This is a genomic window from Hymenobacter arcticus (assembly GCF_054779975.1).
Map to the genome: position 1 here is coordinate 48,303 of NZ_BAAGXF010000008.1, position 14,357 is coordinate 62,659.

13 protein-coding genes are annotated in these 14,357 nt (G+C 57.9%); 4 read left to right on the forward strand and 9 right to left on the reverse strand.

All coding sequences use genetic code 11. From position 1 onward, the window contains the following. Positions 1-652: 652 nt before the first annotated feature. From ACYVGC_RS14510 to ACYVGC_RS14520, 3 genes are all read right to left on the reverse strand, one after another. The gene (locus ACYVGC_RS14510) at positions 653-970 is read right to left on the reverse strand and encodes a hypothetical protein (protein ID WP_460584560.1); all 318 of its coding nucleotides are present in this window, start codon (positions 968-970) and stop codon (positions 653-655) included. A 119-nt stretch (positions 971-1,089) separates the two neighbouring features. After that, complete coding sequence (locus ACYVGC_RS14515; protein WP_460584561.1) at positions 1,090-1,320, reverse strand: hypothetical protein; 231 nt, start codon at positions 1,318-1,320, stop codon at positions 1,090-1,092. 174 nt (positions 1,321-1,494) lie between these two features. Then, positions 1,495-1,707, reverse strand: coding sequence for a hypothetical protein (locus ACYVGC_RS14520; protein ID WP_460584562.1), 213 nt, complete (start codon positions 1,705-1,707; stop codon positions 1,495-1,497). Between the two features lie 107 nt (positions 1,708-1,814). Here ACYVGC_RS14520 and ACYVGC_RS14525 point away from each other — a divergent pair, with 107 nt between their 5' ends. Beyond that, positions 1,815-1,943 (forward strand): hypothetical protein, encoded by a 129-nt coding sequence (locus ACYVGC_RS14525; protein WP_460584563.1) that lies wholly within the window; start codon positions 1,815-1,817, stop codon positions 1,941-1,943. 38 nt (positions 1,944-1,981) lie between these two features. Next, positions 1,982-2,200, forward strand: a complete 219-nt coding sequence (locus ACYVGC_RS14530) for a hypothetical protein (protein WP_460584564.1) — start codon at positions 1,982-1,984, stop codon at positions 2,198-2,200. Here ACYVGC_RS14530 and ACYVGC_RS14535 read toward each other — a convergent pair. Next, entirely contained in the window at positions 2,197-3,432 is a 1,236-nt protein-coding gene (locus ACYVGC_RS14535; protein ID WP_460584565.1) for a site-specific integrase, read from the reverse strand. The two genes, ACYVGC_RS14530 and ACYVGC_RS14535, sit on opposite strands and share 4 nt — an antisense overlap. Positions 3,433-4,052: 620 nt before the next feature. Between ACYVGC_RS14535 and ACYVGC_RS14540 the strand changes: the two genes are divergently transcribed. Then, positions 4,053-5,324: an ImmA/IrrE family metallo-endopeptidase gene (locus ACYVGC_RS14540; RefSeq protein ID WP_460584566.1), complete on the forward strand. Its 1,272-nt coding sequence runs from the start codon at positions 4,053-4,055 to the stop codon at positions 5,322-5,324. Positions 5,325-5,336: 12 nt separating this feature from the next. Continuing rightward, entirely contained in the window at positions 5,337-5,951 is a 615-nt protein-coding gene (locus ACYVGC_RS14545) for a P63C domain-containing protein (protein WP_460584567.1), read from the forward strand. A gap of 46 nt (positions 5,952-5,997) precedes the next feature. On the opposite strand, the gene ACYVGC_RS14550 is transcribed toward ACYVGC_RS14545, so the two are convergent. From ACYVGC_RS14550 to ACYVGC_RS14570, 5 genes are all read right to left on the reverse strand, one after another. Further along, positions 5,998-6,225 (reverse strand): hypothetical protein, encoded by a 228-nt coding sequence (locus ACYVGC_RS14550; RefSeq protein ID WP_460584568.1) that lies wholly within the window; start codon positions 6,223-6,225, stop codon positions 5,998-6,000. A 567-nt stretch (positions 6,226-6,792) separates the two neighbouring features. Next, entirely contained in the window at positions 6,793-6,990 is a 198-nt protein-coding gene (locus tag ACYVGC_RS14555; protein WP_460584569.1) for a hypothetical protein, read from the reverse strand. Positions 6,991-7,128: 138 nt separating this feature from the next. Continuing rightward, positions 7,129-9,132 carry a glycoside hydrolase family 97 protein gene (locus tag ACYVGC_RS14560; RefSeq protein ID WP_460584570.1) on the reverse strand — a complete coding sequence of 668 codons (2,004 nt, stop codon included), beginning with the start codon at positions 9,130-9,132 and terminating at the stop codon, positions 7,129-7,131. A gap of 294 nt (positions 9,133-9,426) precedes the next feature. Beyond that, the gene (locus ACYVGC_RS14565) at positions 9,427-11,175 is read right to left on the reverse strand and encodes a glycoside hydrolase family 9 protein (RefSeq protein WP_460584571.1); all 1,749 of its coding nucleotides are present in this window, start codon (positions 11,173-11,175) and stop codon (positions 9,427-9,429) included. A gap of 236 nt (positions 11,176-11,411) precedes the next feature. Beyond that, positions 11,412-14,264, reverse strand: a complete 2,853-nt coding sequence (locus ACYVGC_RS14570; protein WP_460584572.1) for a TIM-barrel domain-containing protein — start codon at positions 14,262-14,264, stop codon at positions 11,412-11,414. Positions 14,265-14,357: the final 93 nt, after the last annotated feature.

Consider the following 14,357-nt stretch of genomic DNA (forward strand, 5'->3'; position numbering starts at 1 on the left):
GTCTTCGACCCGGTTGTCTCGCGGCCTTAATACGCGCAATGCGTGCCTCCTCTTTTGCTGCGACTCGTCGCGCCTTCCGATAGAATAGCGCATAATAAATCAGGATAAAGGCCCCCGTAAAGAGCATTCCGATTGCAGGCCACGGAGAAGCAGTCGTTGAGCCATGCGGAACATAGACAATCAGCATAGCCCAAAAGTAGCCGATGAGCCCCTACGACGACCCACACGTGTCGGTAGCCAACTACCCTAGCCTACCGCACCTCTGCTGACTGATGGAACAGTACTCGCGGGGGGACGACGGTAGGCGAGAAGCACTTCAAGGTTCAATTCGCCATCTATTACCACCAGGGCTGAGGCAATAACCAACCCGATTACGATGCGAACGAGCCACTTTCTAGCCCACGCGCGCTTCTCCTCATAAAGCCCATCCACTAATACGTCACCGGACCGATTGAGCGCCATATACATCACAAGTATGGAGGCTGCTATCATTCCGGCCAGACTAACCAAGCCAAACACCACTCTCAGGACCATATACATGCCTGCGAAAGTATGGCTACCACTTTATTCTCTTGATGAGCCCCTACGATGATTCCGATGCATCGGATAGCGAAATAGCCGACTACCTACTGGTAGCGGTAACAACTGCTACCTATTCCTTCAGGAACACCAGTGTGCTCATGTTGCCGCCATAGCCCGAGTAAGTGCTCTTGAGCACGTACCCCTGCGCATAAAGCTTCGCTAGCACCTGCTCCACCCGCTTGGCCGACTGGCTCATCGCATTGGGTCCCGCGCCCCCCTCCAACTCCATCACTTCGGCTTTGCCCTCTCCGTGCGCAATGGCTATCTGGGTGTTGTTCTGAAACTCCGCCACTTTCACCACCACGATATCCGGCCCGCTCGTCTGCGCCAGCGTCGGCGAAGAGGCCAACGCCACCAAGCACGCCCCCAAGAATAAGAGTTTTTTCATGGCCGCGAATATACCCAACCACCCGACACCCAAACCTCAGCTGGAACCGCCTTACCGCGATGCCGGGCAGCCCGTGCTATGACCGCCAAAGAATACCAGACCCAATACGGCCGGGGCTGCTATATCAATTGTAGTAAGCCTAGATAAACAACGAACGGCAACACAATAGCTGCCATAATCAATAATAAGCCACGCTGTACCGCTTGGTCATGATGTTGGCGCAGCACATAAATGCCCCGCGCCAATAGCCCGAACATTGCGACGGCCGAGACAATAAGGGACCCAAAGAAAAAATTCCAAAAGTCTTGGCCCGGCGGAATATACCCGGAGAGTAAGAGCGTCAGCAGCATCCTTCAAAACTAATGCCTCTCGCACCGCCGCCCGAGTCGATGCCAACCCAAGCTGCTATTGTCGAATGTTGCGAGCTACTGTCCCTTTACAAATACTATAGTAGACTGATTTCTCACACCATCGCTAAAGGTGCTTTTTATGGTGTAACCCTCTTGATATAGCTTAGAAATTACCTACTGATAGGCTTCACCTTCAAAGCCTTGGTTTTTCTGCTTCCTAACTTCTACTAGTTCTGTCTTGCCCTCCCCACGGCTGATGGATATGAGGCCAGCGCCCACCCCAAAAGACACTTGTACTACCACAATCTCTGCCCCACCCGTCTGCGCCATTACTGGCTGAGAAGCTAGCGTCACCAGGCAAGCCCCTAAGAATAAGAGTTTCTTCATGGCCGCGAAGATAGCCTCACCCCGAAGCGACATCTACCGGTAGCCTTTAGTGGCCGTAGCTACCCCGTATAAGCTCCCTCCGGCGTCGGCCGCACCAGCGCCAGGCCTTGCGGCAAGATGCGGCGCTGCGCTTCGGCGCGCTGGTGGGCGGCGACTTCCCGGCGCAGCTGGCGGCGCGGGCCGTAGCCTTCATTGAAGACGTTGCCACGGTGCGCCTAGTAGGCCAGCGGTTTTAGTCCATTAATGAATCCTATACTGGTAGCTATCTTGCACTATGAGTAAATCTATCCATCAAGTAACTGCTACCTACCAAGCTGCAACCGGCGTACCTCCCTTTTTTAAGGGTAGAACATACACGCTGACCATTGAGCGGCGATATATGCCCCAAACCACTCATGTCGTTATTCTACGCGCTGAAGAGATAGAAGAGAGTACCTACGTAGACTATCCGAGTGAACAAGCCTTCTGGCGAGACTGGCAAGAAGTGGGTTAATTACTTTTTAGCTCCTGCTCCCACGACTGCCTAAACTCCCGCTCCACCGCGTCACTCGTCACGTTGACGTAGCGCTGAAAGGATTTCCAGCCGCGGTGCCCCGTCACTTTCATAATCGTCTCCGGCCGCAGGCCCCGCTCTAGGCTCAGCGTAACGAAGGTGCGCCGGCCGGTGTGGCAGCCCAGCCGCTCCCACTTAGCCACCGTGGTGCTCTCGCGCACGCCGCCCCGAAAGCGAATGACCTCCGTTGGTGCGTCTATGCTGGCTAACTGGCCCAACTCTTTTAGATAGTCATTCAGCTTCTGGTTGGTAATGGCCCGCACCTTGCCAGACAGCAGTTGCTCGACAGTAGCCAGCGCTTCCGCCCGCAGCGGTACCGTCACCGTTTCGCGGGTTTTCTGCGTGGTCATCCGCAGTGTCTGCCCCCGTAGGTGCTCGGCCCGGATGCTTACCAGGTCCGAGAAGCGCAGGCCCGTGTAGCAGCTCAGCAGAAACAAGGCACGGGCGTTGTCGAGATAGCCGCCGGCGGGCAGCACCAGCTGCTCCAGGGCCGCTACCTCTTCGGCCGTAAGCGTCATGATGTCGGGCTCCTGCCGTTTCCAGCTCAGGCGGTCGAAACCAGTAGCTGCCGTGTAGCCGCGGTCCCGGGCCCAGCGCAGAAAGCGTTTGAGCGTAAGAATCTGTTTGGCTACCGTATTGTCGGTGAGCCGCACCTTGTGCAGCAGGTGGGTAGCGTAGCGGTCGCCGAAGCTGAGGGTAATCGTGTCGAAGTCGACGGCATAGCCACTGCTCTGCTCGTACTCGCGCAAGTGCCGGGCCACGGTAGCGTACACCTTGGCTGAGCCAATCTTAGCCTGGGCACGGGTAACGGCGATAAACTCGTCGAAGTAGCCCCAAAAGGAAGTGGCTACCTTCTGAGGCACGGGTACGACTGCCTGCTCAGGGGCAATGGCGGCTCGTAGTCCCTCTGGGCTGGGCAGCAAACCCTGCGCGCGGTGCTCTTTGTAGCATTGGAGCAGTTGCTCCTCCATCAGTTCCAGGGCGTCATTCAGCGTCCCATTATCGGCATAACCCCGTACCTGCGCCCGCTGGTCGGCCTTCAGCCACTGCTTGGGCAGAATGCTTAGGCCTAGCGAAATCTTCACTCGCTTGCCGTCGAAGCTCAAGAAGGCGAAGATGGGTGTAGGTTTGGTAGCGTTGGGTTCTTTGAGTAGAAACGAGACGGTGGCCATGAAGTAGGGGAGGAGAGCCTACTCAAAGCTACAGGTTGTCCCCCGCTCAGGGGACAGCCGGGGGACAAAATACCCGATTAGAACATACTTTAGCCCGACTAATCCAGACAACCGAAACAAGAAAACCTGGTTGCAGGCATTCTAAGAAGGGTTTTGATAGTGGAAGGCGTCTAGCCGAATCGGCAGGGTAAAGTTCCTGCATCTCCACTGAAAGGCCCCTAGCAGCATTGCTAGGGGCCTTTTTATGTTTTCTGGTAAAACATCGGTAAAACAATGGCTTATTTCTCCTCACCCAACAAGTCTACAATACAGGGGCTGTCGCTCGTAGCGCGCAGCCGGGCACGCCGCGATAGTGCTTATCTACCTACCGAGCCCGTTATGGTTCGCCCAGCAATTGGGCTCTGGTGGAAACACTCTTTTTGCCTTAACTAACGTGCCTACCAGGCTCGCTAGCCGTACCAAACGGCAGTTAGCAACAGCGCGATGGCTAGGACGAAGGCGAGGCGGCGGGGCCAGCGGGTGAGGTAGCGGTGGTAGGTGAGCCTGCGATTTCACGTAATGCTAAACATACTGGAAATGATTAGCTAACGAAATTTGTGATGCAATGCTGCATTTTTTTTATGCAAAAGACTTGTAGCGTTGCGGAAACGCACTACATTTGCCAATGCAATCCTGCATCAAACCCCTGCAAAACGATGGACAATAAGTATAGAGAAGTCGACGCTTTGCTGGGCGGACTATTCCACTCAGATAGTCTGCGAGAGCGCTTCGATAAGAAGATAAAAGAGCTTGGCATCTCATCCACAGCTGCCACTAACATTATAGGGGTCCAGCTACGCGCGTTGAACGGTATTCTTGATGGAAACCAGAAGACGATAGATATTACTATTATCAGCAAACTGGCTAGTTTCTTACAGTTATCTCGGGAGAAGATTGTTAATCTTTATCTGGATGAAGTAGAGAAGAACTTTCCTACAGCTACTATATCGGCCAGTAAAGTTGAGTTTATAAAATCAAATTTTGATTTAGCAGTTTTGCGTAAGGCAAAGTGGATTAATAATATTACTGACTTTGCTCATATTGAAAAACGTCTTGTTGCTCGACTAGGGCTGAAATCAATCCTTGAGTATAAAAAGCCGATAGTTGATGTGGCTTTTTGCGTAGGAACTAGAGAGCTAGATAATGAATTGACACGTGCTGTTTGGATTAGTGCTGCTCAAGCTTGTTTTGAGGAAATAGCTAATCCATACCGTTATGATAGGGACGCTCTAGTTAAATTATTCCCTCGTCTGCGCTGGTACACAACTAATGAGGAGCGTGGGTTATCTGAAGTAATTAGGCTATTGTATCAGGTAGGGGTAACAGTAGTTCTGCAGCCTTCATTACCAACGTTGCAGTTGCGAGGAGCCACTTTTAATCACGATGGTAAACCATGCGTTATAGTAACTGACTATGTTGGTTTTTATCCTACATTATGGTTTGCCTTATTCCATGAATTATACCACGTTCTATTTGACTGGGATGAAATCAAAGAAAATCAGTACCATGTAACTGATGATAGCAATAAGGATTTGTCAGTCCAAGAACACGAGAAAGAAGTTAATAATTTTGCAGGAGAGTATTTGTTCTCACGCGAAAAAGTCGACATGGTAAAGAGGCTGCTACACGATGAGGCATTTGTAAAACGGTTTGCCGATGACAATCAAGTGCATCCTAGTGTAGTCTATTCTCAGTGTGCTTTTTACTTGCCAAAAAGTCGTAATGCTTGGGCTCTAGCGAGAAATCATTCACCAGCAGCAGCTGATATGATTAATAAATTTGGCGTTGCCCTGGAAAATGGTGAGCTCGTTGAAGAACTAGTGCAACCACTTAAAAAAATTCTTTACATTTAAACCTTTTGCTGCATGAAAAAGCCCGATAATGTTGCTGTAGAGGAAAAAGCAACAAAAAGTTCTGCCAAGCCTAAGAGAGAGGTGTCGCAACAGTCCAAAGAGCAACAACTGCTGCTGGCTGGCATGCTCATTCAAGGTGCTGATGAGTTAGCACTAAAAGCGCGTGACCTCAAACGCAAAAAAGAAAGTGAGGTTATTGAGCTCCATAGTGGTTTCAAAATAACAATTGGGCAAATAAATGCCATTGTTTCTGGGAACCCTCTTGATTATGAGCCAATGTTCCCTAATGATATTCCTTTTTTCTCGGAAATAAATCGGTTATCGGATGAGAAATTTGACCCAATAGTATACATTAAACCTATTTTTGTTGGGAAAATATTACGCGAAATTATTTACGGAAGGTTTGATAAATCAGTATTGCCTGCACTTCGAGCAGTGAATCCTGCTTTTACAAACGGTATCAGGCCGCGTAAGCTTTATCACTATTTGACTCCGGAAGGTATTGTTTTGCTTGAACAGTACAGGGACGAGGCAATAAAAGTCATGGAAACTTGCAGCACAATGTACGAATTCAGGCAAAAGCTTTTTCAGCAGTATGGTGTGCCGTACCAAATTCAAGCTTTATAGCAACACATAAGTGTATAAAAAGGCCCCGCCTACCAGCGGGGCTTTTTCATGCCCACCCCTCCGGCAGTCGCACGTAGTGGCTGTAATCCTCCAACGGCACACTACTCACGAAGCTGCGCAACACTAGTGACTGCTCCTGGCCATTATCCACCCCGACCTTAACAAAGAAGCCGCGGCCCTCATCGGTGCAGTGGTAGAGGCTGACGCCGTCATCATCTGCTTCCCAGCGGTTGGCTAGGTAAGTACCGTGTTTGAGTACCCAGTAGAGCTGCATGACGGGCAAGAGCTAGCCGAAGGCATAGAAGTTCATGAGAGAAAATATAATTTGGAAAAGCGAAACGGCTTTCCGTCATTTGGGTTAGCTGCCAGTAACAAGGTCGCTAATACTCACCTCCTTTTCCACCACTCTTATGAGAAAGCTACTTACTATCCTAACGGTCGCGGCCTTGGGATTAGGCGTAAGCGCCCCAACTGCAACCTCAGCGGTCGGCACTACTGGCACATACCGTCGTGCCGCCCAGACCTATGAAGATGGCTACAACCAGGGGTTTCGGGAAACGCAACAGAACAAGTGCATTGACGGTACCCGGTTTGAGTCTTACTACTCGAATTACTACCATCCGCAAGCAGAGCGAAACTATCAAAATTCGGGTGGCTCTGGCCAAGAGGACTACTACCGGGGCTACTTAGATGGGATGGAAGAGGGGTACCTCAACCCAGCCTATTGCCAGTAGCACAATAACTCGCATAAAAAAAGCCCAGACCGCAAGGCCTGGGCTTTTTTTATGGCTCTGGTTTCTCTCTCGGCTTTGCCAGCGGCCGGATGGACGAATATAGGAGCTTATTTATTTATTCTAAATAGCCAGTAGCAAACCTGAAACAGGCCACCGCCCCCCGCCTTCACCGCAGCCAGGGCCACCACCCACCACCATACGCCACGGGCGTAGAGCCAGCAGCTTAGCAGGGCCCCACCAGCCAGGTAGGATGTGAGGTACACGCTGTCGGCCAAATGCCAGAAGTCAGTGAGCAGCACCGGCACCGTGGTGCTGCCCAGGAAGCGGGGCCGGGGCGCGCCCGCCTCCCAGCTGCCAGCGGCGTACTTGTTTTTCCAGCTAGTGTGGGCGTCGAACCACGGCCCCCACTTTTCGAATACATTTTGTTACTGCTACCCAACGGCCTACTTGGCCGGGTAAATGCGGGCGGCCCAGCCGCCGCCGTTGCTGAGCTTGATTTTCAGCTGGTCCGAGGCCGCGACGGGCACAACTTCGCGCTGATAGTCGGTAGCGTCGCGGTCGGCATTGATACCGTCGCGGAAGATGACGGCCTCGTAGCGGCCGGGGCCCAGGAAGGAGAGGTCGAGGGTGAGGTCGTGGGGGTTCCAGTTGCTGAGGGCGCCCACGTACCAGGTGGTGCCCCGGCGGCGGGCCAGGGCCGCGTACTCGCCCACCTGCCCGGCGAGGGCCACGGTCTGGTCGAACACGGTGGGCACGGCGGCGATGAAATCGGTGCTTTCCTGCTCCTTTTTATAGGCTGTGGGGTTGTCGCTGAGCATGGCCAGGGGCATTTCAAACACCACGTAGGTGGCTAGCTGGTGGCAGCGCGTGCCCTGGCTCATGGGCTTGGAATTGTTGGGCCGAAACTCGGCGCGGGTGGCGTTGCGCATGGCCCCCGGCGTGTAGTCCATGGGCCCGGCCATCATGCGGATGAACGGGATGCTGGCGTCGTAGCGCGGCACGTCGTCGTTGGGTGTCCACTTGTTGTTTTCCAGGCCCTTCACGCCCTCGTAGTTGAGCACGTTGGGGTAGGTGCGCTGCAAGCCGTCGGGCTTGTGCATGCCGTGAAAATCGACGAGCAGGTGGTAGTCGGCCGCCTTGCGGGCCAGCTCATACGAGGAGGCCACCATCTTCTGGTCGTCGCGGTCAAGAAAGTCGATTTTGAAGCCTTTGACGCCCATTTTGGCGTACTGGGCGTAGGCGGCGTCCAGCTTCTCATCGATGGCCCGCCAGTTGGCCCATAGCAGAATGCCCACGCCCTTTTGCTGGCCGTAGGCGATGAGGGCGGCCAAATCGACGGCCGGCGACGGCTTGAGAATGTCGGTTTCCTCCGACCAGCCCTCGTCCATAATAATGTATTCCAGCTTGTTAGCCGCCGCGAAGTCGATGTAGTACTTGTAGGTGGGGGTGTTGATGCCGGCCCGGAAATCGACGTGCGAGATGTTCCAGTCGTTCCACCAGTCCCAGGCCACCTTGCCGGGTTTTATCCACGAGGTGTCCTTGATGCGCGAGGGCGCAGCCAGCTTATACACCAAGTCGCTGTTGAGCAGGTCTTTATCAGCGGTGCTCACCGCCACGGCGCGCCACGGAAAAGTGCGCGTACCCGCAGTCTGGGCCAGGTAGTTGGCCCGCTTGGCCACCATGAGTTGCATGTTGTGGAAGCCGCCGTTGCGCTCCTCGGCCGGGTAGGGCGCAAACTCGCCGTGCAGGCCCGGCGCAGCCGCCGAGCCGCCCTTGAGAAACATGCCGGGGTAGTTTTCCACGTCCGATTCCAGCACCACGGCTTTTTTGCCATCAGCCAGCCCCACCAGCGCTGGCAAAAAGGCCAGCGTGTCCTGCTTCTGGCCCGCGTCGCCCACTTTCAGCGGCGTGTAGAGCGCCTCAAACGACGAGATGTAGAAGTCTTTGGGGTCGCGCAGGTCGCGCACGAAGGGGATTAGCGCCGGGGCTTCGGGTGCAAAGTTGAAGCTGGCCGTTTCGTTGCGCACCGTGAGCGGGCCCTTGCGGGTGGTGAAAAAGCGGTAGGCTACGCCATCGTCATAAGCCCGAAAAATCACGCCGTAGTTACCCTTTAGGCTCAGCATGAGCTGGTTGTAGTGGTCCACGACCTGGCTTTTCTTGTACACCGGCGTGGCAAACGTGGTGTTGCTGGTGGCCGGGGTGGCGCGGCTCACCACCGGGTTTTTGCCCAGCACCTCGCCCGTGCCCAGCGTGAGGCCCAGGGCCGAGGGGGCCAGTACCGGCGTGGCTTCGTGCCGCACGGCCCAGGTGAGGTCGGCGCCGGTTTGGACGGTGATGTCCAGCTTGCCATCGGGCGATTTCAGGTGGTAGAGGCCGGGGCGTTGGGCGTTGGCGGCGGGGCCGGCCAGCAAGGCTAGCAGTAGGGTGGGAAGAGCGGGGCGGGGCATGTGTTAGGAAGAGGTGGGAAGAGGCGATTGGGCGGAGCGGGGCGAAGCGGCGCTACCGTTTCATCCCCACGTCAGCCTCATCTGCTGCCCCTTTTCAGTAAAGAGGGAACAGCAAATGAACGAGTAGTAAGGTAAAAGCGGAGTGCTCAAAAGGAGTCATCATTTTTTAACCATTACTGCGCAACTTTCAACCGGCCTTGGCTCTGCCCACAGAAGCTCTTTCAAGACAAAGCGGTCGTAATGCCCTATCTTCGCTTGCTGCACAACGTACTCATTATAAAAATTTTACATCTTTCACTTTGCTCCCGCCGCCAGGCCGCCAGGCGCTTGCAGCGCCTCCAGGGCGCCGGCCAGGTACACCAGCGGGGCGTTCCAGTTGATGGCAATTTCGTTAGAGGCGTAGGAGCACACGTTGTCGGAGTAGGAGAGGGCGGATAGGGCCGAGGGGTAGGCGCATTTGTCCTGCTGGCCGGGGTTGGGGCCGCCGGCCAGCAGGCCGGGCACGGGCGCGGCCAGGCCATCGGCCTCGGAGGGGCGGTGGTGCGGGTGCTGGGGCGACTGGCTGCCGAGGCCCGTCACGAAGCAGTAGCCGGGGGCGTTGCGGCCCAGCAGGTAGTCGAGGTTGCCGAGGGCCGCCAGCAGGTAGGGGCGGCGGCCGCTGATGCGGTAGGCCTGCACGAGGGCGATGCCCTGGTTGGCTGCGTTAGCATTGCTGCCCCAGCCGAAATCGCGTGCCGACTGGCCCATCACCGTTTGGTAGGGCGAGGCGGCCGCGCCCTGCAGCAGCTTATCGGCGGCGGCCAGGAGGCGGGTTTTTAGCGCCGGGAGGTCTTTTTGGGTCAGCGGCGTGGCCTGGCTGCCGAGGCGGGCCAGGGTGTAGTAGGCCAGGGTGCGCACGTTGCCCCAGCCGGGCAGGGGCGTGTCGGCGTCGGGGTAGAGGTTGACGGCGGTGTAGTAGCCATCGTCCTTGGTGGTGGCGTAGAGTTCGGCGGCGGCCCAGATGAACTCATCGGCCACGGTGCCGTCGCCATAAGTGCCGGTGGCGATGGCCGGCTGAAACGTCTTGTTCAGCGCGTCCTGCTCGTAAAGCACGGCGGGATGGGCCTGCGCCCAGGCCCAGGCGGTTTTTGAGGCCCGCAGGCACGAGTCGGCCAGGCCGGGCGTCTGCTGCTCAAACTGCCGGAAAATGCGGCTGGCCTGGGCCGTAACGGCGGCGAAATCGAGGGCGGCGGCGGTGCTTTTGGCCACCACATAGCGCGGGGCGCGGGCGGCGGCGGGCATCACCATGCCGTCGAAATTGGCGTTGGTCAGCTTGTGGTACACGCCGCCGTCGTGCGGGTCCTGCATGGTGAGCATCCAGCGCAGGTTCCAGAGGGCTTCGTCGAGCAGGTCGGGCAGGTAGTTTTGGCTTTCGGGAATGTTGAGCGAGAGCTGGTTGCAATAGGCCGGGAAGTCTTCGTAGAGCGAAAACAGCGTGCCCATCGTAATGCCCGAATTCACGATGTACTTGTTGTAGTCGCCCGCATCGTACCAGCCCCGGGGCGCGGCAATGACCGTGCCCGCCGGCCGCGCCGCGCTGGCCGCCGACGGGTGCACGAGCACCTGCGTATCGGGGTGGCCCGCCGGCCGCGCCCACTGCCCCGCCTGCGCCGGCAGCAGCGCCGTGGACGCCCGCTGGTAGTAGTAGCCGCGCAGGGCGGCTTTCGCCACCCCCTCGTGCACCTTGGGTTGAATGCGGAACGGGGCCGAATTGCCCTGGCCCGGCACCGCCAGCACAAATGTGCCGGTACCCCGAAAGGCCGAAAAATCAGCCACCCGCGTTTGCTGCGCGGCCAACTCGTCTGTCTGCGCCGGGCCCAGCTCGCCGGTGAAAACGGTCTTGGCCAGGTCGGCCGTTTTCAGTGTGAATTTGCCAGCGGGCGCGTTGGTGATGACGGCGACTTTGGGCGCGGCGGGGTAAAAGCCGACTTGGTTGAGGTGAATGGCCGACGTTTGGGCGTGGAGGGGCAGGGCCAGCAGGAGGGAGAGGTAGGGGAGTTTCATCGTGTGGTCGTTGTTCGGGGGTAACCCCACCCCCTAGCCCCTTCTCCGCTTAATGCGCGGAATCCTCCGGGAGAGGGGAAACTAGTTCTAAAAATCTAATTTCTAGTCTTTTAAAGCTAGAAATAGTTCCCCCCTCTCCCGGAGGATTCCGCGCATTAAGCGGAGAAGGGGCTAGGGGGTGGGGTTACGCGGAGGGTGATGTAGAACTTAATAGCTTAGGAAGATAAGCCAAGCCCCTACTCCATCTTCACCGCCACCGCTTGCCCCGCGTAGGTCACCGTTTTATCGGCGGCGCGCTTGAAATCGACTGGCGCGGGCTTGCCCTTGCTCACCCACACCACGTTGAACGTGCGGCTGGCCACCATGCCCGGAAACGTGCCCTGGCGCGCGCCGATGGTGAGGGTTTTGGCCTGCTCGTTCCAGCTCAGCGGGATGGTGGCGAAGGCCCCTTTTTCGTAGTTGTAGTTCACGTTTTCGTCCTCGTAGAGCGAAAACTGGCCATCGCGGCCGGTGTACACGTAGAGCGTGAGGGGGTCGGCGGGCTTCTCATCGGCGTATTGCAGCTCGGGGCCGAAGGGCAGAATAGCCCCTTCGCGCACGAAGAGCGGCATGCGCTCCAGTGGCGCTGGCTCGGTAATGGTCTGGCCACCAGCTTGGTACTGGCTGGTGTGGAAGTTAAACCAGCCCGTGCCGGCCGGCAGGTACAGCTGCCGGGTGCGGGCCTGGTAGTCGGTCACGGGGCTCACCAGCAGGCTGGGGCCGTACATAAACTGGTTGCCGATGTTGCGCACGGCCGGGTCCTGGCCAAAATCCATGACCAGGCCGCGCATGATGGTGGCATCTTGGTGGTGCACCTGGCCGGCCAGCGAGTAGGTGTAGGGCATCAGCCGGTAGCGCAGCTGGTTGTAGTACAGCATGCTTTCGTAGGCCGGGTGGCCGGCCGGGGCAATGTTGAAAATCTCCCGGAACGGGAACTGCCCGTGCACCCGAAACAGCGGGCAAAACGCCCCAAACTGGTACCAGCGGGTGTTGAGCTCGCGCCATTCTTCCAGGTCCTTGGGCGCCATTTGGGGCTGCTCGTAGCGGTGCTCCACGGCAAAGCCGCCGATGTCGGTGGTCCAGTACGGGATGCCGCTGAGCGAGAAGTTGAGGCCGGCCGGAATCTGGCCCTTAAAGTCTTCCCAGCGCGAGGCAATGTCGCCGCTCCAGATGGCCGCCGCGTAGCGCTGCGAGCCCGCGTAGCCCGAGCGCGTGAGCAAAAACACCCGCTGGTTGGGCGCGGTGCCGCGCTGGCCCTCGTAAATGCCCCTGGCGTTTTGCAGCGGAAAGGCGTTGAAATAGCGCGTGGAGGAGCCCAGCGCGGTGGGCGTCATCAGCTCCTTGCGGGTGGCCACGTTGGTATTCGAGTGAATATCGGGCTCCGAGGCGTCCATCCACCAGGCGTCGATGCCCTTGGCGAAGAGCTTGGTATTCATCAGGTTCCAGAAGGCGGTGCGGGCGCGCGGGTTCAGGGCGTCGTAGAACGACGACGTGTAGCCGGGCGCAATCCAGTCCTTGGTGCGGTTGGCGATGTTGCGCGGGTAGAGGAAGCCCTGGGCGTTGAAGGCGTTGAAGGCCGGAATGCCCTCGTTGAACTTGGCCCACACCGAAATCATGAAGTGCGTGTGCTGGTCGTGCAGCTGCTTTATCATGGCCTCGGCGTTGGGGAAGCGGGCGGGGTCAAACTCCTGGCTGCCCCACTCGGCGGGCTTCCAGTACGACCAGTCGAGCACGATGTTATCGAGCGGAATGCGGCGCTTGCGAAACTCGGCGGCCACGTCCAGCAGCTCCTGCTGGGTTTTGTAGCGCTCGCGGCTCTGCCAAAAGCCCACTGCCCACTTGGGCATGATGGGGGCCTTGCCCGTGAGTTGCCGGTAGCCGCCCACCACCTCATCGAGCGAGTTGCCCTGCACGAAATAGTAGTCGATGCCGCGCCCGGCCTCCGAGGCGAAGCCGAACTCGTTGGCGCGCTGGCCTTCCAGCGGCCCCAGCCACTTCAGGCCCAGGTACGACTCGCCACCGTCGGGGTCCCATTCCAGCTTGAGGGTGTATTTGCGGCCTTTTTCCAGGTTCAGGGCCACCAGCGAGGTGCCGGGGTTCCAGGCCTGCCGCCATTTGTTAACTACCTCTTTGCCATCAATATACAGCTTGGCATAGCCCGCATTTTTCAGCAAAAAGTGGTGCAGGCCCGTGGTGCCCGGCTCCATGGCGCCCTCCCAGGTGGCCAGCACCTGGCCCAGCTTCACGGTTTCGGGGAAGCTTTTCATGTCCTCCAGGTACTCGTAGCTGATAACCGACTCGGGCCGCTGGGCCACCACCTGCTGGCTGGTTTTGTCGCGATAGGTGGCCGTGAGCCAGCCCTGGGTGCCTTCCTTCGAATACAGCTTGAGGCTGGACAGCGGCTGGTAGTCGCGGGTGTCGCCCACCTTCGTGATGGAGTAGTTGTCCCACAAGATGCCGTAGTTGCGGCTCGACACCAGGAAGGGCACCGCCACATCGGTGTTGTTCTGGGCCAGCTCCACCTGCTGGCCGCGGTAGTTCATGGAGCCATTCTGGTGCTGCCCCAGGCCGTAGAGCCCCTCATCGGCCGGTGACTCAAACGTTTGGCTCACCTGGTAAAACGTCTGGCCATCGAGCGTGACGGGCGCGAAGTCTTTGCCGCCGTTGGGCCGCTCGCGCAGCAGGGGGCGGCCCTGGGCGTCGGTAAACGCGACTTCGCCGGTGGCCAGCGTCACGGTGGCGCGCAGGCTGGCGGTGCTCAGCACGCCCAGGCCCTTTTTCTCCTGGTACTGCCAGCGCACCGGCGCGGTGGGCTGGGCCACCACCATCAGGCTGGCCTCGGACGAAACCGAGTCGAGCACGCTGGCCCGCACGTGAATGATGTGCTCCGACACCACTTGCAGGCGCACCGTGCGGGCGGCGTGGTCGTTGGGCGCGGGCAGCGTGAAGGTAATGCCGTCGGGCTGCTTGTGCACCTGGGGCTTTTGGGCCGCGGCCGCAAGTGGGGTGGCGAGGGCGAGGAGGAAAAGGAGGGAAGGGGTGGGTGGCATCGTATCGTTTTGAAGTCAGGACAGGAAGGGGTGGGACAGCTTACGGGCAAGGTTACGGCGGTTTCCGGGTTGGTTCCCAGGTCAGGGTACCCG